This window comes from Gaoshiqia sediminis, assembly GCF_025907915.1.
Lineage (GTDB): Bacteria > Bacteroidota > Bacteroidia > Bacteroidales > Prolixibacteraceae > Gaoshiqia > Gaoshiqia sediminis.
In genome coordinates this window covers 42,778-66,844 of the sequence record NZ_JAPAAF010000014.1, presented here as the reverse complement: position 1 = coordinate 66,844, position 24,067 = coordinate 42,778, and the positions used below count along the sequence as shown (strand labels likewise).

Annotated in this window: 9 protein-coding genes; all 9 read right to left on the bottom strand. The window is 45.2% G+C overall.

Translation table 11 applies throughout. The features are described 5' to 3' along the window. Positions 1-20: 20 nt before the first annotated feature. The 9 genes from N2K84_RS11100 to N2K84_RS11060 all read right to left on the bottom strand — a co-directional run bounded on the left by N2K84_RS11100 (position 21) and on the right by N2K84_RS11060 (position 23,918). Positions 21-1,127, bottom strand: coding sequence for a DUF5627 domain-containing protein (locus tag N2K84_RS11100; RefSeq protein WP_282591883.1), 1,107 nt, complete (start codon positions 1,125-1,127; stop codon positions 21-23). Between the two features lie 35 nt (positions 1,128-1,162). Further along, on the bottom strand, positions 1,163-2,938 hold the full coding sequence (locus N2K84_RS11095) for a RagB/SusD family nutrient uptake outer membrane protein (RefSeq protein ID WP_282591882.1): 1,776 nt from the start codon (positions 2,936-2,938) through the stop codon (positions 1,163-1,165). 28 nt (positions 2,939-2,966) lie between these two features. Continuing rightward, positions 2,967-5,819 carry a SusC/RagA family TonB-linked outer membrane protein gene (locus tag N2K84_RS11090; protein WP_282591881.1) on the bottom strand — a complete coding sequence of 951 codons (2,853 nt, stop codon included), beginning with the start codon at positions 5,817-5,819 and terminating at the stop codon, positions 2,967-2,969. 44 nt (positions 5,820-5,863) lie between these two features. After that, a complete protein-coding gene (locus N2K84_RS11085; protein ID WP_282591880.1) occupies positions 5,864-7,795 on the bottom strand; it encodes a RagB/SusD family nutrient uptake outer membrane protein in 1,932 nt (643 codons plus the stop codon). Between the two features lie 11 nt (positions 7,796-7,806). Next, complete coding sequence (locus N2K84_RS11080) at positions 7,807-10,965, bottom strand: SusC/RagA family TonB-linked outer membrane protein (protein ID WP_282591879.1); 3,159 nt, start codon at positions 10,963-10,965, stop codon at positions 7,807-7,809. Between the two features lie 221 nt (positions 10,966-11,186). Beyond that, positions 11,187-12,932, bottom strand: coding sequence for a glycoside hydrolase family 43 protein (locus tag N2K84_RS11075; RefSeq protein ID WP_282591878.1), 1,746 nt, complete (start codon positions 12,930-12,932; stop codon positions 11,187-11,189). A 553-nt stretch (positions 12,933-13,485) separates the two neighbouring features. Beyond that, complete coding sequence (locus tag N2K84_RS11070) at positions 13,486-17,397, bottom strand: hybrid sensor histidine kinase/response regulator transcription factor (RefSeq protein WP_282591877.1); 3,912 nt, start codon at positions 17,395-17,397, stop codon at positions 13,486-13,488. A gap of 223 nt (positions 17,398-17,620) precedes the next feature. Then, positions 17,621-21,199, bottom strand: a complete 3,579-nt coding sequence (locus tag N2K84_RS11065; RefSeq protein WP_282591876.1) for a family 43 glycosylhydrolase — start codon at positions 21,197-21,199, stop codon at positions 17,621-17,623. Positions 21,200-21,371: 172 nt separating this feature from the next. Then, positions 21,372-23,918, bottom strand: a complete 2,547-nt coding sequence (locus N2K84_RS11060; RefSeq protein ID WP_282591875.1) for a glycosyl hydrolase family 8 — start codon at positions 23,916-23,918, stop codon at positions 21,372-21,374. Between the last annotated feature and the right edge of the window lie 149 nt (positions 23,919-24,067).

The following is a 24,067-nucleotide window of genomic DNA, read 5'->3' as shown; positions in this document are numbered from 1 at the left end:
ATTCATCTTGATTTAGCCGATTAGTTAACATTATACGAAGGAGAGAATGTTTCTATAGTAACACCGCGATCGCGAACAACAAGCGTATCCGTAGTGCTGTACGCCACTTGCTGAATATCATCGGGAAGGCCAAGAATAGGATACTTGATTTCTACCTCATACCCAATGTTGTACTGCAGGTACAGGGCATCACGATCTTTATTACCCCAACTGTTTTTTTCTCCTTCTTTAACGAATGAACCGTTACCGGAAGTGGTGATGTTATATACCCGAACGCTATCGTTCAGGTTATAAGATGAGGCAAACGGAACGGCTGTCACATTTTGATTGGCATCAAAATTCAAATTCACTTTAAAATTCAAATCCTGACCTTCTTTGTTATAAAAATCCATCGGGAGCTGAAGGCTGTTCATTGAAAGAGTGCTCAAATGAATCACTTCATCATTTTCGACATAAGTACTGTGCCGGACAACATTTGTAGTGACCCCGTCTTTGGTTATAACATCCTTTCCACGACGCAGGTAATTGGCATGCCAGGGGTTGATATATTTCACGCAATAAAGCACAAAATCTTTAGGTTCAACATCCCAATCAGAGGTATTCCCCCTGACAGCGCCATCAAATTTAGGTACCCCTGACAAAATGGAATCGGCATTAGCAACGTCTGTCATCTGCAAGGGGATCACATAGGTGTTTTTCAAAGATTGCGGATCAGCAAAAAACGCATCGGTCAGTTGTACTTCTACGCCATCCTGCAAAGTGCCATCCAATGTTATTGTGTTGGCAGCCAGGGTGTAGTAATTTGACGGCATGGCCGTAACCGGAGAACCATCTGCGAAAAACAGATTGTTTACCAGCGCATTGTTCACCGTAACATCAATATCGATGCGTTTCGTATTTTCGTAAACACCCCCCATGGTAGCATAAATCATACATTTATGCTCATTATCGAGCGTATTATCAACGATATCCTCCCCAAGTACAATCGTGCGCACCGGATACTGATAGGCAAAATAGACAGAGTTGTAATCGAAATCCGGGAACTCTATATCCTGATTTTCGCAAGACGTCATCAACAAGCTAATGAGTCCGGCAGCAAATATCCCTAAAAATTTAAACTGTTTCATATTTTCGAATATTTATCATTTTAACATACAGACAACTACCATCCCACATTTTGCTCCAGGTTACTCCATTTCTGGATTTCGCCGTAAGGAATCGGGCCATGATACATATAGTCTTTATAGTCTCTGATTTCAACATTGATTGGAGAATAGATTAATGAGCCGCTTGGCTTATCAATTTGCATACCGCGCGCGGTTTCATTCAGGTTTGCTACTTTCCAGCGACGCAAATCCCAGAAGCGTTGGTTTTCGAAGCAGAGCTCCAGACGTCTCTCATTTCTAATAAGTTGACGCATTGTATCCTGATCTCCTTTTACCGACTCCAGGTATGCGTCGTCGTTATCCAATCCAATACCTGCTCTTTGGCGAATCGCTTTAATGACATCGTAAGCCGAATAAGCATGTCCGCCATTGCCGGTGGGCCCCCAGGCTTCGTTTGCAGCTTCGGCATAAGCCAGAAACAACTCCGTATAACGGATACGTGCTGTATAATGCTTTTGCTCGGTATTATACTGGGGATCAGGGTTACAATCCGAACGCATTAATTTACGCAAATAATAACCGGTACGGGTTGACAAACCGCTTTCCTTGTTGATCACATCGTTGTTGGTACCATAGGTTCCGATAACAATTGTACTACTGCTTGGCCCTTGCTGGCTTTCATTAACTACAATGTACTTTCCCAGACGGGGGTCGCGGTTTGCATAAGGATTGGCCGGATCGTATCCGCTTGCCGGATCGGTAATGGGATAGCCATTGACCGTCGGGAACGCATCCACTAAATTCTGAGTTGGGTTTACACGTCCGCGGCCATACAGAGAGGGCGGGAAGTTGTCAGTCTCCAACGTAATACTCTGGCCGATATCGCCCCTCCAGATAATTTCAGCATGATTTGCACCGGAGGCCAAATTTTCGACTTGATTTTTCTCATACCAGATTCCACCGTTGGCGGCCAAACCGCTAACGCCATTGATCCTGTCGAGTACCGTGGCGGCAAAATTGGCGGCATCTTCCCAGCTTACATCAGTACCAGCACTGTATGCCGGGCTGGCCGACAACAAGGCAACCTGAGCGCGCACAGCTTCTACAATGCGTCCGGTAATACGGCCCCGCATGTGATTACCGTTTACACGGTTATAATCACCGGCATTAGATACTCCCAAGGTTTTGTATTTGTTGGGGATCTCAGCGTCGGCGATATCACCGTAATCAAGCGGAAGCAGTTCAATGGCTTGATTGGCATCGGCAATAATCTGGTCAACACATTCCTGAAACGTATTCCGGGGAAGGTTAAAGTCCGACGAAGCAGTTTCTGGTTCGGTGAGGATGGGAACGCCCAGCAATCTGCCATCCTGAGTCCAGCCGCCGTGGGCCAACAGCAGATAATACATCTGTACCGCGCGCAAACCATAAGCCTCGCCTTTTAAACGGTCATTGTACATGGTGCGAATTACTTCATCTTTACTCCAAACTACCTGGTCCACATTCGCGAGAAACAAGTTCAGGTATTGAATGGCATTTCTGCGGCCCTGCCATTGCGACAGAGGATTGCTATTGGCTGTCCACGAACCGGTTGCCATGGCCAGATAGGTATTGCTATTGTCGTTTGACACCGCATCATCCGTTGCCACATCGCTATTGGGTGTGCCGGAATAGGGAAGCAGAATATACGCATTGGCCAAAATGCCCTGTGCATAAGTAGGTTCGTTGTACATAGCTTCGAGCCCCCTGTTGTTCTCAATAGCCGGTTCGAACAAATCATCGCAGGCTGAAAACAGAAGCACAAGAACGAAAAGTGATAGTATATTTTTCATAACTTATTCCTATTATATTACTTATTCGTTAGAATACGGCTTTTAAACCGATGTTAAAGAATCGTGTTTGGGGAGCGCTGGTCGTATTCATCTCTAAAATTTCGCGTTCTTTGGAGATGGTCAACAAGTTAGCCCCACTGACGTAGGTCGAGATTTCTTTGAAAAGGAAATTCTGTAACAGGTTCTGTGGCAGGTCATACGTAACCTGAACTTTCGCCAAATTGAACCGGTCGGTTTTGTACATCCAGAAATCAGAATCACGAAAGTTGTTGCTTCCACTTTCGGTTGTCAAACGCGGATAAGTAGCTGTTGCCTTTGTTTCCTCAGTCCAGCGGTCGCGCACAACTTCAGAGTATTTACGTTCGCCGTAAACCCAATAGTACGAGCTGTTCTTCATGGCGTAAGCTCCAAAATTACCGGTACCTAAGGCAAAGAAGGTGAAGTTTTTCCATTTGGCAGTCAGGTTTACGCCCATCGTAAGCGGAGCACCGCTCCATCCGCCGCGGCCCAGATACACGATATCTTTTTCGTCGATCAAGTTGTCATCATTCTGATCGACATATTTAAGATCGCCAGGCTTAATAGTACCGGCAAACGTCGGGTCGGCAGAACCATCAATTTCTTCCTGGCTTTGGAAGAAGCCATCGGTTTTCAATCCCCATACGCCATCAATAGGACGTCCCTCACGTTTTTGGTAATCGTAATCATAAATTTGGTCGCGTTGTGTGGCCTTGGTGGTATAATACGTGCCGCCAACACCCAACGAGAAGTCAACTTCGCCAATTTGCTTGTTATACGTAACGTTGAAGTCGAAACCGGTTCGTTTATCGTTGTTGAAGTTTACGATTGGGATAAACGATGCAGTCGGGTAATAGGTGAAGAAATACTCCGGATAGAGTGTTGATGGTTCAATAAGTAACCCTTCCATCGTATTGATAAAGAAAGATGTATTGACCGTTAACAGTTTTTCCCAAAGCGAAGCCCGAACATTGGCAGAAAATTCTTTCCGCTTGATGAATGTCAAATCTTCATTGCTGCCTCGTTTCGAATTGGTTGAATGCTCTACGGCGCCATCATACCAGCCCCACCAGGCACCATCGGCCTGATCATATTTGGATGTATACAAATAGTACTCAGCATCTTCATAGACAATATCCAAATCGGAATGAAGGATGCTACCCGAAGCGCTCAACACCAATTCATCAACTACAGATGAGTTTGCCAGGAAATTTTCCTTGTTCAGTTTCCATCCCAACGTGAGCGAAGGAGAAAGCGCACTGCGATGGCCTGGGGCCAACTTGGCCGAATGAATGGCCGCCGCCCCTAAGTCTGCATAATACTTCCCTTTGTAATTATACCCCAACTGCAAGCCAAGATTCGCATTGCTGGTGCGGTGGTACACTTCTGATTGTGTTTGCTGATAACCGGCCGCTATCAACATCGCATTGAAATGATGCGCATTGTTAATAGCAGTTTCGTACTTGAAATACCCGGAAAAAGCAATGGTTTGCCGACTGGTACTACCGCTGATATTCTGCACACCCGATTTTTCGTCATTCCCAAACTTAGTCAATCCGGCAATCACATCGGCGCCATTGTAGTTATACCAGGACGGAGCATAAACAGCATAGGTGTTGTTGTAGGAGGTTGTGTAAGAGGTCGCGTAATCTACAGCAAACTGGGTGTGAAAAGAGAGCCCTTTCAGCACACTGGCCAAATCGAAATTAATGCCTGTATCAAACTGAAACTGACGGCTGGTCCATTTACTGTAACCGCCGGCATAATAATCAGCAAAAACATTCGTCATATCCGTTTGGGTACCACCCAGAAAATATTGGCCACCAATAATGTTATTACTACTATTGATTTTGCTCCACGAGGCCAGGTCATTCTGGTCGATATAGCTCAACGGAATCAACGGAGCTACACGATTCGGACGCAGGTTGGCAGCCGAATTCCAATAGTTGTCTCCGGAAGCATTGGCGCTCCTTGAATTATAAAAAGTGGCGTTAGCGTTGATATAGGCACTAATGAAGTCGTTGATATTCAAGTCGATATTTCCACGAATATTCAACCTATTAACATTATTATCTTTCGCTTCGCCAAAATTTAACACATCTCCCTGATTGTAATACCCGATATTCGAATAAAAACGAGCACGGTCGTTTCCGCCTGTAATCTCTGTTGATACGTCGGTACGGTTATACGCTTTCTTCAGATAGTCGGAAGAATAGAAATTGATATCGGGATACCGATAGGGATTGGTTCCGGAAGCATGATTGTAAATAGCCTCATCGCTGTATGAAAGCGATAAACCATCGTTCGTACGAGCCTCATTATAAAGCGTCATATATTCGGCTGAACCTAAATACTCAGGGTAGCTCTTTGACACGTGATAACCGGTATTGGCGCGAACATTGATTTTTAACGGTTCTACTTTACCTCTTTGGGTTGAAATATAGATGACACCTTTGGCTGCCCGCGAGCCATAAAGCACCACAGCAGAGGCACCTTTCAGCAAGGTAATCTGTTCAATTTCGGTAGGTAACACATTATTGGCATCACGGGGAACACCGTCAACCAATACCAGGTAGTCGCCCATACCCCACAGCGAGTTTCCGGTCCAACCACCTGCATACCCTTGCAGGTTATCCAAACTATACGTGTTATAGTTCTTTTTGGTCAATTCTTCCATGTTGATAACAGAAACGCCACCCAGCAGGTCACTTTGTGCCACCTTGCGGTACGATACCTGTACCATTGGGTCCATAGCCGAAATTAGCGAATCAGTTTCATTTTCTGCAACGGTCTGTGCCTCCATCAGAAATGGAAAGAAAACAAACATTGCAAATAAAATGAATCGTGTTTGTATATGTTTCATTGCTTATTCATTTATAATTACACAATACTTTAACTCAATTTGGATTACCACCCTGGGTTCTGTCCGAATTCCGGGTACATAGATGTATCGGAAATCTTCAGAGGGAACCAGTAGTGCTTGGTCCCAAACTGACGTGTTAAAATAACTTCTTCTCTAAAGTTGGCCACCCGTGCATTTCTGGGATCATTATCCTTAAAGAAATCATAGTCTTCCACCCGGTCGAACTCTTGAGAGGTTTTCACATTGTACGGATACTCGGTCAGCAGCAACCAGCGCTGCAAATCGCAAAAGCGGAACCCTTCAAAAGATAATTCCACAGCGCGTTCCCGTCGTACTTCATCAATGAATTTATTCTTATCACCGGTGTATTTGGCATTCACATGTCCGGCGCCTACACGGTCGCGAAGTGTATTGATTGCTTCTTCGGCAGTTTTATCGAAATTCGCTGCTTTACCGGTAGCACCACCGAAAGCGGCACAAGCTTCGGCATACATGGTATAAATATCGCCTAAACGCATGTAAGGCAGATACGTATGCATGTTAAAGCTCCAGTTGTAGGCCCCGTCATATTTATTGGCAGTATGCGGCACTAACTTCTGAATGAAATAACCGGTACGGCTGCCATCAGCAGGATTTCGCATGGTACCTCCTGTGTGAAGACCGGTATAACGCAAATATTCCATATCGGCAGGCATCGTTGAATTAATATACTTGAAGCCATCAAATACGATATCGTGATAAAAGCGCGGATCGCGATCCTTGAACGGATATTCGGGATCAAAACCGGATTCCGGATCGTCCAAAGGCAATCCGTTGGCCATACCATAGTTTTTCACATAGTTGGCCGTTGGGTGGTGAATGATGTTATCGTGTTCCACCAAACCTTTCACTTTGGGTCCGAAGGTTTTGGTCGTGTTCCAGTTACTACCGTTGTAGTCGGTTGAAGGACCACGGAAAATAGCTTCTGTCGATCCGGGCATCAACCAGTTTTGACCGGTGGTATAGAACATATCGCTGTACTTATTGGCTGCCGTACTGGTCTTTTTATGATTATACACATCTTCATAATCAAATTCAACCAAAGCATATTGCGTTTGGCCGCTTTCTACCAGGTTCAGTAACTCGCCAAAAGCAGTGGCAGCTTTCCGGCAGTAGTCCTCATCGTAATTATAGGTTTGGGCACCACCGGTTTGAGCGCCGTTTTTCATCAACGGACTACCAGCCCACAAGTAGTTTTTGCCTAGATACCCCAATGCCATAATTTTGTTGGCACGAAGCTGGTTTTTTCCCAACGTGTTTGTACCCACCGATGTTTTATCCCAGTCAATGGGCAACAATTCGGCAGCTTTTGCAAAATCAGCCCCGGCTTTGTCGGCACATTCCTGATAAGTCAGACGCGGAAGAGTTGGCTTTTCACTCGAAGACAATACCTCATCAACATAAGGCAGACCACCAAAGTACTGCATCATTTCGAAGTGCCACCAAGCCCGGAAGAAATATAACTGCCCGGCAATTATATCCTTCTCCTCCTGCGTAGCCACAACCAGTTTGTCGAGGTTGGCAAGCCCCATGTTAGCCTTACGAATAGCATACCAGGCATGTGCCCACAAACCATGTCTCATTTTGTCGGTTGATGTCGGGTCTGCGTTGTCATCGTCCAGCCATGTACTTGCTGAATTTTGCCAAGCCCAGAAGTTACCAATATCCACCTGATTGGTCATGTGAAAATTTCCTTCCAGGTTAAACATCTCATCATCACCCCAGTTCCAGGACGAAGTCCAGTATTTTTTCTCCTTGTCCGGGATGCAATTGTAGATTTCCTCGATAAACCCTTGGAAATTCGTAAAATTCTGAAAAGCTACCTCCTCAGAGATAATCGATTCCGGCTCCTTCTCCAAATATTCTTCACAGGAAAAAAGCCCCAACATCACGGACAGCAAGCTGCCCCATAAAAGAGTCTTATATATCTGTTTCATAGTTTTCAATGTTAAAATGTAAATCTGACACCTAAGTTGTAACGTCTCATTGTAGGATAAGCACCCTGGCTACCGCCACCGGCAAAGTTGGACTCGCGGTCATCCGGCATTTTTGATTTTACCCAAAGGTTGTTCCCGTTAACGAAAACCTTCAAGGCGCTAAGTCCGATCGTCTTCACCCAGTTCTTGTCGAAAGTATAGGCTACTTCAGCATTTTTCAATCGGATATAAGAACCATCAAATAAATATTGAGTACCACTGTTATAGCTCGGAGTAGATAACCAGCGCGGCACAGTTACATCGGCATCAGGGGTTTCTAACGACCACCAGGTCCCCATATCGTAAACCGTGTTCAGGTTACTGCCAAAACTGTTTAATACGACTTCGCGGGTTACATTATTCACACCATAGAATTGTACAAATGCACTCCAACCTTTCCACTCAAAACCCAACGTTGCATTATAGGTGTTTTGAGGGGCAGAAGAATAGCCATATGGAACCCGGTCCTCACTGTCAACCACGCCATCAGAATTGAAGTCAATGATATAATAATCGCCAGGCACCTTATACCCATCGTTTGTAGCATGCGTCGGGCTTCCATAAAGCTCATCATACGTATTGACGAAACCGGCATCCACATAAGCTGTGGTTTGGTTAATACTATAACCAGCTTTCTTTTGGTAGTCATAATACAATGCCGGATCATCCCGTTCCAGGATTTCGTTTTTGGCATGGGTCAAGCTCATTTCGGCCCACACGCGTAATTGGCTTGACAGTTGTTTTTTGAAACGCAACTCTATTTCATACCCTTCGGTGCGCACCTTACCCAGGTTGGCCGTAGGAGGCGTGGCCCCAAAATAAGACGGTACGGGACGGTCGCCACCACTCACCAGGATGTCGACCCGTTTATCACGGAAGTATTCCACACTACCGGCAAACAAACCATCCAGGAACGCATAGTCGGCACCAAGGTTAAACTTTCGCACAGTTTCCCATCTGGCATCGGGATTACCTACAGCAGATTCGCGGTACCAGGTATAGGGGCTGGTGCCATGGTTCAAATCAAGCGAAGAGTTTCCGCCGTAAGCCCATTGGGTCAAATACATGAAGCGCGCGCCATAGTCATCACCGATCTCACCGTAAGAAGCCCTGATTTTTAACATATCCAGAAATCGAATGGACTGCATAAACGATTCTTCAGAAATCATCCAGCCCACAGCTCCTGAATTGAAGAAACCAAACCGATATTCCTTACCAAACTTTTCAGATCCGTTGTAGGCGCCATTATATTCCAAAAAGTACTTGGAAGCATAATCATAGGTAGTACGGAATGCCCAGTCCTCGCGGAATGTAGGAATCATACTTCCTCTTGCCTGCTCTTTACGGCTGAACAATCCCATAGCAGTTATGCTATGTTTGCCAAAATCACGCGCCCAGTTTACCTGTAACTGATAATCCAGGTTACGCAAGGTAGATCCGTTTTGAACGGTACCTCCGGCAATGTTCCACAGAACGCCTTGCATGAAATCGAATTTGTTGTTGTTCTCAAATTCTTTCTTGTAGGTGGCCATGCCGGTAGCCGGGTCAATCCATTTTTGCTGAGCATCGTTATAAAGGTCGTTAACCCCTCGGTTATATTCTACAAAAGCATTATCCCAGGAAATAGTACCTCTGAAATTTAAGCCTTTTGTAACAAAGTCCAACTTTTGCTCCAGAATGAAGTCGGTGTTGATGCGCGTGTTGGTGGTGGTCATCACACCGGCAAGTGCCAGGTTGGCTGCCGAGTTGGTCACATTCGAAATGATGGGATAAAAACCCCAGGAGCCATCCGCGTATTGAGGCAAAAATACATCAGGCGCAATATTGTACGCACCCGCCCACTGTTGGGCCACGGCCCAATCCGATGAGTTTGTCTGGTTCCAGGGACTCTTTTTGGCGCCGCTCGAACCTGAAAGGTTTACTTTAAACAAAGTCGATTTTGTCAATTGGAAGTCGAGGTTACTCCGTACGTTTATCCGGTTGAACCCATAACCCGACTGATAACCGCGGCCGTTATCGAAAACCCGGAAAAGGTCGCCTTCATGTGCAAAGTCGGCCGAAGTAAAATATTTCACGAACTTAGTACCTCCGGAAACGTTAATATTCGCATTGTACGACATGGCGTAATCTTTAAAAAGCTCGTCCTGCCAATCCACGTTTGGATAGCGTTCCGACTCTTCCAGGTTGGCCGGATAACGGTATTTGTTAATAATATCTTGTGGCATAATGTACCCCCACGAGTCCGGTTCTACCCCCAACTCATGTTCAATCGCAATATTACGGGCCATTAAAGCATCGTAAGAATCTAACTTATTAGGCAACTTTGAGGGCACCTTAACCGTGGCATTTGCCGTTACATCAATTCGTGCGGCACCTTCTTTACCACGTTTCGTGGTAATAAGAATGACGCCATTGGCACCTTTAACACCGTAAACGGCTGTTGCAGATGCATCTTTCAACACAGAGATTGACTGCACGGAACTGACGTCCACACTGCTCATCGGACGCTCAACCCCATCGACCAATACAAGCGGTTCACTATTGTTCCACGAACTGGCCGAGCGGATCAGGATCATCGGATCTTCTTCGCCGGGCAAACCCGAACTGGCAATTGTGATTACACCCGGAAGATTCCCTGTCAGCGCGGAGCCAACGTTGGAAACACCGGCCGCACGCTCAAGCACTTCACCGGTGGTTTGCGTGATGGCGCCCACAACACTCTCCTTTTTCTGCTGGCCGTAACCAACAATAACGGTTTCGCCCAATTCCACACTCGACTCCTTCAGCGTTACAGTAATATTGTTCTTACCGGCGACATTTATTTCCTGGGTTTCCATCCCGATAAATGAAATAACAATCGTCTGTTTACCAGCAGGAACATTCAGCGAAAAGGCTCCGTTAAAATCGGTTGCAGTACCGACACCAGTAACACCTTTAATGGTTACAGCAGCACCAATAACCGGATTATCCAGCTCATCCAATACCGTCCCTGTTAAAAGTTTGGCATCCTGAGCAAAGCCGGACAGAGAAATTAAAACGACCCCCAAAAGCACAAAGCTTTTCAGCAGGGTAACCCTTACATTTACCCGTAAGGATTTTAATTGAGATAAGAAATTTGATGTTTGTTTCATTACGTTCTCAAATTAAATTGATAAAAAGTTCTAAATTCCTGAAGGATTGCAATTGCCCATATCAATGACAATCAAGAACCTAGCCCCTCCATAATCCGTAAGGATCCTGACAAGAGGAGAATGAAATACTGACATTTTTCGTAGCCGATTTTTAATCATAAGTTCATAGATTTGAGGTTAATAATTACATTTTCATAGATCATTTACAAATAGCTGGTTAATTAATTATTGAATTCATATAGTTTATTGGAGGCGTATAAACCAATTGTAGTCCCGGTAAACCCAAAAGATTGGGCAGTTGAGAGATAATAGGCTTCAACTCCTTCGGCCAGCAATTTCCAACTGCCGCCACCGGTAGCATAGTAAAAACTAAAATGGGTTCCCGTAGAGGTAACCTTCAGGTCTATTGAGTCATCAGTTGGTTTCAGAGGTTGTGAAGCCAATGTTTCAACTACATTTGTTTTTATCTTTTTCAAGCTAATTTGCACTTGGTCTCCGTCTTTTTCCACCGCCATGAAATACTGATGGCCCTCGTCTTTCATCAGCAACACACCGGCCATTTCAGCTGCTGTTTGCGGCGTAAAGTACATGCTGGTAGTACATTCAAATTTGTGGTGCTGCAAGCGTCTGCCAACAAAAGCCGGCGACTTCAATTCGTTCGATGCCACATCGGCACATCTCAGGGTCAGGAAGCCTGGATTTTCGGTCAAGGAATAGAGTTCAGTAGCAGCTCCGCGCAGGGTTGTCCACTCCATCCCCAGTTCAGGCGTATCGAAACCGTCGTTCTTCTCAAAGTTGCCGAAGGTGGTGCCAGACTCTCTTTTCACCCCCTCCATTTGGATGATTCCGGAAATTAATTCATCGCCTTTGGTCATGTAAGGAAATCCATCTTTGCTCCAGCGAACAGGTAGCATAAAGGTTTCACGGCCCAGGTTTTCAAATTTATTGTCAATCGGACGACAGGCCAGGAAAACCGACCACCATTGCCCGTTATCTTTCTGAATCAGATCGGCATGACCTGCACAGGTAACCGGGAGCGGACGGTTGGGATCGAGGTGCAGCTGGGTAAGAATCGGATTTTTATCCCAAGGCAGAAATTTTCCCATCGGAGTATTTCCTTTAAAAATAACTTCCCGATGGTTCTCTGAAGTTCCGCCTTCGGCACACATCAGGTAATAACTACCATTGATTTTGTACAGGTGAGGTCCTTCAATCCATATCGGCTTGTCGGCCAGATTGACACCGCCATTGACCAGCATGATGCTCTCACCAATCGTTTTATCGGTTTCAACATCAAACTCGCGCACCCGAATGGCACGATGACCTTCGTAAGTGGAACCGCCGTCGGGCACATCGTTGTTGACAATGTAGGCTTTTCCATCCTCGTCAAAAAAGAAAGAAGGGTCGATGCCGCCAACCTCAGGTAACCAAACCGGATCGGACCACGAGCCGAACGGATCTTTGGTTTTCACAAAGAAATTGCCCCGGCGAATGTTGGTGGTAATCATGTACCAGGTTTGGTTATGCGGGTTGTAACTGATTGCAGGGGCAAAAATGCCTTCACTGGTTCGCTGTCCGTCGAGCGGTAATTGCTCGGGGCGGTCGAGCACATGGCCAACCTGTTTCCAGTTAAGCATATCGGTACTGTGAAAAATCGGCACCCCCGGATAGTACGAAAAGGTAGAAGTCACCAGGAAATAATTTTTCCCGTCGGTACAAACACTTGGATCGGAATACCAACCCGGAAGGATCGGATTATAATAATAGTCGTCACCCGGAAGAGGATTTTCCTTATAAAAATCGTCATCGCCTTTGTAGGTAAAATAATCAAAATGTGCGACTAAGCTATCGGAAGCGAAACTGGGCAATTCGGCTTTAGTTCCCATGTTACAGGATGGAAAAGGAACGGTTAAGACCGACAAAAGAACAACTCCACTAAGAATTGAGATGGAGAACTTTTTCTTCATTCTATGTTCATCGTTTAGGTGAATAGCAAGATTACTTTCTATGTGAGGGTACGCCAATTCAACAGGGAAGAGGTTTTCACATTCACACAAATCAAATGTAAACCGACCTATTGGTGATGACTTTTAATTTTGGATATTTGATTTTTAATTTGGGACACAATTTAAAGAAGTGCACATAATACACTGATTAAATGCGATATACACCCAAATAAAAGAGAGGAAAAATCTACCTGAAAAAATAAGGGCCAAACACAATTACCGGTTTCAGAAAGCACGAAAAGCCGCGTTGAATGAAATGATGGCACAACAGATTAACGCATAAAAAAACCGGCACCTGTTTAAAATCAGATACCGGGTGTGGTTGGCTTTCTAAAATTGAATATCCGTTTGCATTTCCTGCCGGGATTCTTCCAGCTCCAACGATTGTAATTCGTAGTCAGTTGATTGTCATTTGTTGTTCTTTTAACCATTTAATGACCATGTCTGACAACGTAATGACACTTGTCTTTTGGGGATAAGAAATATTCCGGGAACGCATTTTCCCAATCCAAATTTAACTGACCTGAGTTGGCGATTTACCGTAGTGTTTCCGGAAGACCGTGCTAAAATAGCCAACGCTTGCAAACCCGCAGAGTTCGCTAACCTCGGTGATGGAATATTTTTTCGTCTGCAACAACTCCAGCGCATGATCCAACCGGATCGATTTGATAAAGTCAGTTGGCGACTGATCGGTCAACGATTTAATCTTCTTATACAAAAGCGAGGGACTAACATTCATGGCCGAAGCAAAATCGTTTTTGGAGAACTGTGAATTTGCCAGGTTTTCCCGCACAATCTCAACCATCTTCTTCAAAAATTTGTCATTCAACTCATTGTCCAAAATCGTTTCATCCTCATTTACTTTTATGATTTTCAGGGCCTTTTCACGAATTACCTCGCGGTTCTGAATGATTGTCCGGATCCGCTGCTGAAGCAAGGTTACATCGAAAGGTTTTGTCAGGTAATCATCCGCACCAAGCCCTAATCCCTTCATCTGCTGAGCCTTCCCGGATAAGGACGTCAGCAAAATAATCGGAATATGGGACGTTTCGTAGGTTGATTTTAGTTTGCTGCATAATTCGAAGCCATCCATGTTCGGCATCATAATATCAGAAACCACCAGGTCCGGGGTTTCCTTCTGGATTAGTTCCCATGCCTGCTGCCCGTCTTCGGCCAGGGTAATTTGAAATTGCGGATCCATAGCCGATTGTAAAAACTCCCGTAAATAATCATGGTCTTCAACAATCAAAACCTTCATTTTGTGATTGGTAACAGGATCAGACCCGTTCATCATAACTGAATGCATATCCTTTTTCTGCACCAACGGCTGAACGACTTTTTCGTCGGGGGACTTTTGCTTCATTTCCGCCTCATCAATCCGTTTCACCGGCATCACAACCTGAAAGGTAGAACCAACATTTAGCTGGCTGAAACAGCTGACCTTGCCGTCATGCAGATTCACATAGTTTTTCACCAGCAGCAGCCCAATACCGGAACCAACAATCTTCGAGTTCACGGCATTGTCGCCCCGGTAATATTCATGAAACAACTGCCGCTGCACCTTTTTACTGATCCCGATTCCCTGGTCTTTTACTTCCAAAATCCACTTATTTGAAAAGCATTGCAAGTCAACCAGTACCGGCATATTGGGATAAGAATATTTTATCGCGTTGGAAATCAGGTTGTCAATCACCTTCTCAATCATGGATTCATCCATGGCGGTAACAAATTTCGAAAAGTTTGTGGTAAACCGCAATTCAACATTCTTACTATTGGCATACGATTCAAACATCATAACCCGGTTCTCGATGATCTTAACGATATCGACCATCGACAACGACAGCTTTTCTTTCCCAATATCAACTTTCTGAAAATCCATCAGTTGAGTAACCACCTTTGACAAACGTTGCGCTTGTTCGGTTGCCCAATGTAAATATTGCAGTCCCTTATTGGAGAGCCCCGGCTCTTTGTGCAATTCCTCAATTGGTCCGCTGATTAACGTTAGCGAGGTCCTGATATCGTGAGCGGTATTGGCGAAAAACCGGATTTTTTCCTCCGAATGTTGTTTTTTCAACCGGTCAACATAATAGAAAAACAAGAAAACCCCCAGACCAACGATAAAAACTAAAACCAGCATCTTAAACCACCATTCCTCCCAAATTGGCGGAATCATGTGCAGCGTAATGGCCCTTTCATCAATAACCGTAGTTAAAGAACTGTCAACCATACGGATCCGCAGCGAATACGTTCCACTGGGAATATTGGAATACGACAAAATCCGGTTGTTGACCGGTTTGCTCCACTCTTGGTCGAGCCCTTCCAGTTTCCACGAAAATTTGGAGCCTGGTGAGGTAACGCCAATGGGGATCAATTCAAGGCTGACCGTATTTTGGTAATATTTAAGGGACAATTCCTGGAGACTATCCAATGGATTGTTGAGCCTAATGTTTGACGATTCGCGAATCGATCGCCCGGAAACCGTCAGGTCCTGAAAAAAGATCCGGCCTTCATCCTGCTTGGGCTGAATTTCATTGGGGTCAAAAACCAAAGCCCCCGTATTGGTTCCCCATATCAACTTACCATTTCGAAGCGTATAGTAGGAATTTTGATTAAACGAAACGTTGCTCAAATCAGATAACGACGTGAAGGTCAGTATCGTATTATCCATCTCGTTTAACCGGCTCAAGCCCTGCTCTGTCCCGATCCAAAAGTATCCGTTCGAAAACACGATGCTGTTGACAAAATTCGAGGGCAATCCTGAATCGACCGAATATCGATGTATTAGCTTGCTTTTAAGATCATACCGAATAACCCCGTCCCCACTGGTGCATAGCCAAACCACATTATTCTTCAATACAATATCATAGACCAAATAGCCTTCCAATAAGGTTTGGGTTTGTCCGTCCTTTTTATCAAACAGCAACAAACCGTAAGTGGTACCGATCAACAGTTTATCCGGCCCATAATCCGCCATTACGTAAACAGTCATATCGGGAAAAGATTTAAACCTGTTCTTCTTGGGTTGATAACAAATCAAGTCACCATTCACACCACCAATCCAGATATCGCCCCGCGTATCCTTATGAATATCAAAAATAAAGTTACAGCCAAATTCGCCTTTAGTTGCATCCGGGCTGTAATGGGCCAATTCTCTGCCGGTTTTTCGGTCGAGCAAATAAACGCCTGATGAATAGGAGCCAGCCCATATTCTCCCCTGGTCGTCCTCGCAAAGCGACAAAAACACCTGCGCCTGCTCCCGTTTGTTATGATAGAACGATTTCCAGCGATTGGCGGCTACATTCCAGTAGCTGATGCCATTATTTGTTGCAAACCAGAGATTACCGTCCGTGTCTTCCAATATGCTGTTTACATCATCTGTGACCAGCGAATTGGGATTATTGGCCACATGATTGATCTTGGTTACGATCGGATTGGCCTGATCGAAATAAGAAGCTCCTCCACTATAGGTGCAAACCCAGACACGATTATTTTGATCGCGGTAAATGTCATATACACCATTACCCTTCAGCGAATTAGGATTATCCGGATCTTCCTTAAAAACATTCAGGATCCGTGTTCCCTGCTTGTTGATTTCCCACAGCCCCTGGCCATCAATGCCAATAAGCATGGTTGAGTCGGAAATAGTTTCGATTGCCAGTATGGGTTGGTTCGGTATCGCGGAAACACCGGAAAGGCTCATCCTTCCATTTTCGTCCGTTAAATAAAAAAGGCCATCCGCGCGTGTTCCTACCCAAAGTGTATTTAACTCTTTATCGAATAGAAAATGAGACACAAAATAGTCCTTACCTTCGGGAAATACAAAATAATCGCTTGATGAGAAATCAAGCGTATTATATAGCCTGATCTGCCCGTTAATGGCAAAAAAGAAAGTATGGTCGTCAAACCATTCCAAAGAATGAATACTTTCGGCCTGGGCCAGCGATTTCAGTCCGGCTTCCGGGTCGTAACAATACAACCCAAACGAAGAAGAAAGCCACATTCTCCCCTGACCATCAACCAAGAGCTTGGTTACTATGATATACGGATTCCGAAGTTCTTTGGCAATGTTGATCTCTAATTCAAATATATCCTGAATGGCATCGTACTTAAAAATTTGGCCATTATTGGTAAACGCATACAAAACAGCATCTTTGTAAACTAACCGAACTGAAATGATATCGGCAGTTTCATACGGCAACTGATAAATCCGGATATCATCCTGGGTATAACGAAGAATGCCCATTTTGGATGAAATCCAAATAAACCCATTATCATCGCTGCATACCTGGTTGGTTTCGCGGATCGAAATTTCATATTCGTTATTCAGATTGAAAAACTGAACATCATTCGCTGCCCGAACCTGAAAAGGGATGGTATTCAGCAGCACGAAAATGCAGGCAATAACTATCTTGAACTTAAAAATCATAAGCAGGTCTGGTTTCATTCCATGATACAGATAGCAAAACAATTAAAATATTGCCAAAAACAGCTATTAAAAATGACTTTTTTGCGATGTGCCACTCGTTGTTGTATGACACGTTTTTAGCAACAATTTACTGGGATAACAAGGTAAAGTAAAAAGGCAAAAGTCACAAAATGAGCATTCATCCAGATCAAAATGAGACAACATCATCCTGGATCCAGGTGCATCAGAATCCCAATCCTATTTCAACTACTTTCTGGTTACCAACAATATAAACTCCTGCCGGAAGCCCTTTTGTGGCATTTTTCCGTATAACATCCGAACGCAGTTTGATTCCCATCACGGAATACACATCAACCAGCTCTGTTTCATCATGATTTCGAATCGGAATCTCCGACACATCCGTCGGGATCGTCCCTTCATCGATGGTATTGGTCAGAAACACCTCCGCAATTTCAACCGGGCAACCTCCAAGTGTCCAGAATCCGATGATGTAAATATGCGAAGGATCCAGTTTGGTGTCGGTGTCTTTCTTGTACATATTATAAAGCGGAACAGTCATTTCGGTACGGTTTCCAAAATCGTATTCTGCAGCTCCATCCCAGTAACTATTACTATCGAACAGGCGGAACGAGGGCGAACAAGTTGCTGCTTTTTCCAACCTGACGACCAAATATTTGTAATCCGAAAGGTCAATGCCGGCATCGTATTTCCATCCGCCAAAGCCATATTGGCCGGTAACCAAGGTTGCTGTCGTCTCGTCAAAAGTTCCATTCGCATAAATCGAAGGGTTAAACAGTCCGCTGGTCAACGGAAAAGTAGAAGAAGTAACCGTAAACTGGCGCGAAACCGGATTTCCCAGTCCGCCCTGGTAGGTTACGGTAACTGTTACTTCGCCATCGGCATCAGCAATAATGTTTCCGTTTACAATTTGAATGATTTCGGGCTTGGGATTATCGTATGTTGCACCAATGGAAACATCTTCCGTCCGGCCATCGGCAAAAACTGCCTGAACCGATAAGCTGGCGGTACCGCCGGTGAGCAATTCCACATCGCCCCCTTCAACAATCAGGTCAGTCAAAGTCAGCGACTCTTCACTGTAGCCTTCAAAAGCGTCATCATAAAAAGTTTCTTCCGAGAAAAATTCTTCGGTTGAAAACCAATCAAGATCCACGTAGCCTCCGGTTTGAACGGTAGCAAAGTTAAAGATGCTGAACTTGTTGCCGGTAAATACCGAAAGATCGAATTTCATGTCCAAGTCCGTTCCGATTTTCGTGTAGGTTTCGTTATCCAAACTAAAATAAAATCCGGCCATGCTGGTGTTGTAACTTGCCACAGCACGCAAATAAACTTCGATGCCTTCAATTGCGGCGCCGGTAACCATTGTGCCGTCATTCATCATCACCAACACTTTTTGTCCGTCAATCACTTTCACCCCAACATAAGCATACGGATCCTGAAAAACGGCCAACCCGGCCACATCGCCTTCCAGCATATTTTCAATATCCATTTTAATCGTGCCAAATGATTTATCCAGATCCGAAGGATAGCCAAAAATCCGTTGGGTCAAGGTATTCCGTGCTTGGGTTAAGTCGTTCACCACGCTCACCGTTTCCAGCCGCAGGTAATCCGGACGCTCCGTGAGCGACCACTTTGTATTATCCGGATTGTGGTTCCATCCCCATTGCATGCCCGGTTTATAGTTCCTGAAGTTATCATTGGTCGGGAGGACTTTCACAGGGTAGTCGCGACCAACATTGGGTTTGGTGTAAGTGGTAACACCTTTTCCGTCAACACCAATTTCCGGCCAGTTATCCACCCAGGTCACAGGCTGAAGGTTGGGTAAGCGGCCGAAAGCGCCTTTATCGTAAAACAAAACCGTCCACCATTCGCCGGTTTGGGTTTCCACCAAGGCACCCTGATGAATATTATCATCATCCAGCAAAAGTTTTTCTTCGTAGGGGCCATAAATATTGGTCGACCGCAAAGCCACCTGGTACGCCGGCCATCCGCCATAGGTCGCATAAATGTAGTAATAGCCGTTGATCTTGTACAAATGGCTGCCCTCCAGCCCTTCTTTTACCGTATAAGTGTAAACATCCTGCGCCGACCCGGGAACAACCGAAAAATCTTCATCCAACTCAGCAATTTTTAGTGTATTGATCCCGTAAGCAACATAGGTTTTCCCATCCTCGTCGAAAAACAGGCCCGGATCGTAAAAAGTGTCAGCCAGTTTTTGTTTTTCCCAAGGCCCTTCCGGATCGGTTGCCGTTAATAGGTAACTACCTTCTTCCAGGGTTGTAAACAGCAGGTAATATGTTCCATTGTTGTATTTCAGGCTAGTTGCCCATTGGCCGTGGCCATACCGGTCACATCCATCCAAATCGAAACAGGCCGACGATTCGATCTTCTCCAGCGGGTTGCTACAGTATTCCCAGTTCACCAGGTCGAAAGATTTCAAAATGGTAGCACCGGGAAAAATGTGCATGGTGGTGGATACCATGTAGTAAACATCGCCCACCCGTATGACATCAGGATCGGGGAAGTCGGCAAAAATCAAGGGATTGGAATAAGTTCCATCGCCATTGTCGCTCTGCGACTGGTATTGAAAGTCGGGGCGCGGGTAATTTTCATTGGCATACTCCTGATACCAGTGATAAACCGGCCACGGACAGGCTTCCGGATCGTTCAAAAAAGTATAGGGTTCGCCCTCAGCCGGCGGTTCACCTGTAAACTGGGCGAGTAAATCGGGACTTGTAAAAAGTAGCCAGCTCACATTGCCGGTTTCGTCCATAATCTTTTTGAAGTTGGCGCCAAAACCATCGCCCCCGGCAGTTCCGGTATGGCCTTTCCCCCAGGATGACTCGTATTTTTCATCCGCCCAATCCATTTCAGTAATCACAATGGGCGCAAAATCAGCAACCGGCTTAACCTGTTCGTCCCACTCTTGCTTAAAAACTTCGTAACCATCGGCGCTACCAAACCAACCCGGATAAACATGCACAGCGTAGCCAATATTTTCGCCTTCAATCGGATTTAAGGCAAAACCTTTGTACTGCGACTGGTAGCCCGAACCCGGAATCCAGAGCACATTGTGAAAGCCATTTTCGCGTATTTTGTTGACGATTGGTTGAAAAATTTGTTTGAGCACATCAAAATGTGCCTGGGCATTGGACCCTTCGGTTCCATCGGCCAGCCGAATCCGAACCGGCTCATTGGCCAGCTCAAGCATGATCTCATCGCTGTTTTTTATTTTTGGATGCTTCGACACAATGTCCCAAACCGTCATCAGGTATTGCGCATAGTTATAATCGTCCTCCACTCCAATAACTTCGGGACTAACCCCGGGAGGACGCATAATCACATACAGTCCTTTTGAAATGGCATATTCGGCCATGGGAATGAACACTTCATCCAGGTATTTTCTGAACCGATCTTCGTTAAAACAATTCGGAAGTTCGTGGCCATCAGGCGTACAACCGGGCGTATTGCTCCAATACGGATCCATGTGCAAACGCAAAAAGTTCATCTTCCAGCCGGCATCCAGGATATCATCAATCAAACCTTGATTATAGGCCAAACAGCCATTTACGTCGTAGTTGGTCCATTGGGTTCCCCGCTCGTTAAACCATGGACTGTAAGTCTGGGCAAAACCATGCAGGTTGACCGTATTGCCATGCGGGTCTTTCAAATAGCGGCCGTCAACATGTAACTTGGGAGTGGGCATGCCTTCCCACGCATAAACATCCGAGATCCATGAAAGGAACATCAGTAAGAACAACAGTCCGGGTAGTCGTTTTTTCATAAGTCAGGTTAAAATCAGGTTCAATTCAAATTCTACCCAATAATAATCCGTCTGTCCCAGACCGCTTTTCGATATGAGATAAATGAGTTTTAAATTTAGACAAACAAGATTTGATTGCTAAGGAAAAGCAAGTTAGCCATTAGAAACCGAATCACCTAAGCTCGTCTTTCACCTATTCAGGAACAATAGCCTGATAGTTACCGCTCAGATGCATTAAACTGAACAGGTACATGAGGCCGTCAAAATACGGATCGAAGTATTCGTCTTCATAAGGCTCCAGTTTTTCATTCCAAAGCTTATGCACAAAATCGTAGTCCGGATCCACTTCATCGATGAGTGAAACCGTTGCAGCCGTCGAAATAAAGCCCAGCGAGTGCCGCAACTTCTGAAAACCGCCCGCTTGTAAAATAAACTCTGGAGTCGTACCATCCGGATTGTACTGATCAACAAAATCGTTGATGCCTTCTTTCCGTAAAAATCCGTGAATTCGCGCGGCATAATCTTCCTGCCAAGCTTTATCCTTGCCAAACCAAACGTAGTCCATGGCAATATTCATTGGAACTCGCCATGAATCGTAACGAAAACCGGCAGGCATCCAACGGGTTGGGTGCGCTATACCGTCAAAGTTGGTGTAGTCGAAATTCAATCCGGTTTCAGCGTGACAGGCGCGGTGCAAAAACATACGAGCGGTATCGGCACAATCGCGGTAAAACTGCTCGTGACCATCATTTGCAAAATCGGCCCAAACCTCCAAAAAAGCCGGAACATGATACGACGGATCGGTCCATTCGTATCCGCCACCCTCAGGCACAAAGCTGATTTGTTTGTGTTCCAGGTTGATCACATGGTGAATTCCACCCGTACCATCTTTTGCCCACATGGCATCCAGTATTCTCCGGGCTTCGGCGTAATAATCAATGCCGGTGTCATTTCCCCAGCGATTCGATGCAAATAACAGCGTAGTTACAAAAAACAACTCGCCATCCGAAGCCGATCCTTCTGAGTTTTTTACCATGGTTTCGGGGTTGATGCTCCAGGCAAAATAGCCATCTCGCGGCCCGCCCTGATGCTGGGTGTATTTTTTTGTCCAACGCCAAATCCGGTCAAAAACTTCCTTCTTGTCTAACTGAACAGCCACCATCATTCCATAGGAAAGTCCTTCGGAACGGGCATCATGGTTCTTCAAATCCGATACGTAAGCCATCGAATCGCCCACCTCAAAATAAACCCGATTGGGCCCTTCAAAAAGATCGTAATAGGCCTTGGACAATTTCGCATCAATTTCTTGCTGGCTATACCCAGCCTCAAGGAGGAGATTGGGATAATTACCGGTGTAATACGCGCCTGTTTGGTTTTCAAAGCGAATCCAGTCGACCTCAACCGGGTTATCCGCTTTGTTGACGACAACCAGGTTCTGAACCCCGGACTGAAATTTAGATAATGGGGCGTCAATGATTTTCCATTCGGCACTTTGAGGAATGCTCACTTCGCCCACGACTAGGCCATCCGCATGGTTTAAACGGATTTGCAAGGTGCCGCCCTCTTCGGACAAAGCCCTGACCTGAACCGACGTCAGCTTTTGATCACCAAAATCGACGGCATCATACTGAATCCAAGCATCCCTGCTATCGAAAATGGTCTTCCAGCCTTCAAACGGATTGGTGCTATTCTTAAAACCGATTGTTGCACCCGAATTGCTGATAGTGCTGTAACGGTCGATTTCAATATTGTTTGTTGCCTTGGTGAGTCCAACACCACGCAGGCTTGGAATAACTTTCTGGATGGTTCCGTCGGCATTGAAAAACAGGCTGTCGACACGAACAGAACGGTTTTTATCGAACTGCGGCGAATAATCGTTGTGATGGTAAAACAGGTACCACTGCTTGTTGTATTCAACAATGGAATGGTGGTTGGTCCAACAACCCGTTGGCGACTCGTCCATAATCACGCCGGTCATTTTAAAGGGCCCCATCGGGTTATCGCCAATGGCATACTCCAACCGCTCGGTTTTGTTTTCCACATGCGGAAAAGTAAGATAATACAAGCCGTTGCGTTCGAAAACCCATGGCCCTTCTTTCAACCCTTTCTCGGGAAGATTGGGAATGATCATCGGCTCTGAATCGAGTTCCAACATGTTTTCTTTCAATTTGGCCACAAAAATATGCCCGTGCGACCAATAGATGTACGCTTGTCCGTCTTTGTCGATCAGCACATTGGGATCGATTCCCTTAATGCCTTTAATATTTTCTTGCTGAGTTACATACGGCCCTTCGGGTTGATCGGCCACCGCCACGCCAATACCAAAACCTTTTCGCCCGTTCTCGTCCACTTCATTGGTATTGGCCGGAAAATAAAAGTAATATTTGCCGTTATGCTCCACACAATCGGGTGCCCACATACTGTACGATGTCGAATCGATCCAAGGGGCATCATACTGGCTCACAATCATGCCGTGGTCGGTCCAATCGGTCAGGTTTTCGGACGAAAACACGTGGTAATCTTCCATACAGAACCAGTCTTTCCGAAGGTTTTCACCCTCGGGAGCTAGAATATCGTGCGAAGGAAACACATAGATTTTATCATTGAAAACCCGTGCTGATGGATCGGCTGTAAACTGGTTGCGAATAAATGGGTTTTGGGCTGAAACATTCGTATTTTGAACAAAAAGCACAGCCACCAGTATAGAAAGTGAAGTGAAAAAAGCGGTTAAGTTGGTCATCTGTTTTGATATTAATCAGGTTTAAAAAATGATAATGAGCCGGCAATCGACCTGTTTTTCAATAGCCTGCGGCGAAGTAAAAAGTAAATTAAACCACAGAGTTAACAGAGATTGCACGGAGTTTCACTGAGATTAAATTCCCCTGTTTT

Bases quoted from the DNA above. Each gene is read 5' to 3' on its own strand.
- N2K84_RS11095 (WP_282591882.1), bottom strand. From the start codon at position 2,938: ATGAAAAATATACTATCACTTTTCGTTCTTGTGCTTCTGTTTTCAGCC.
- N2K84_RS11090 (WP_282591881.1), bottom strand. From the start codon at position 5,819: ATGAAACATATACAAACACGATTCATTTTATTTGCAATGTTTGTTTTC.
- N2K84_RS11065 (WP_282591876.1), bottom strand. From the start codon at position 21,199: ATGAAAAAACGACTACCCGGACTGTTGTTCTTACTGATGTTCCTTTCA.
- N2K84_RS11100 (WP_282591883.1), bottom strand. From the start codon at position 1,127: ATGAAACAGTTTAAATTTTTAGGGATATTTGCTGCCGGACTCATTAGC.
- N2K84_RS11085 (WP_282591880.1), bottom strand. From the start codon at position 7,795: ATGAAACAGATATATAAGACTCTTTTATGGGGCAGCTTGCTGTCCGTG.
- N2K84_RS11060 (WP_282591875.1), bottom strand. From the start codon at position 23,918: ATGACCAACTTAACCGCTTTTTTCACTTCACTTTCTATACTGGTGGCT.
- N2K84_RS11075 (WP_282591878.1), bottom strand. From the start codon at position 12,932: ATGAAGAAAAAGTTCTCCATCTCAATTCTTAGTGGAGTTGTTCTTTTG.
- N2K84_RS11080 (WP_282591879.1), bottom strand. From the start codon at position 10,965: ATGAAACAAACATCAAATTTCTTATCTCAATTAAAATCCTTACGGGTA.
- N2K84_RS11070 (WP_282591877.1), bottom strand. From the start codon at position 17,397: ATGATTTTTAAGTTCAAGATAGTTATTGCCTGCATTTTCGTGCTGCTG.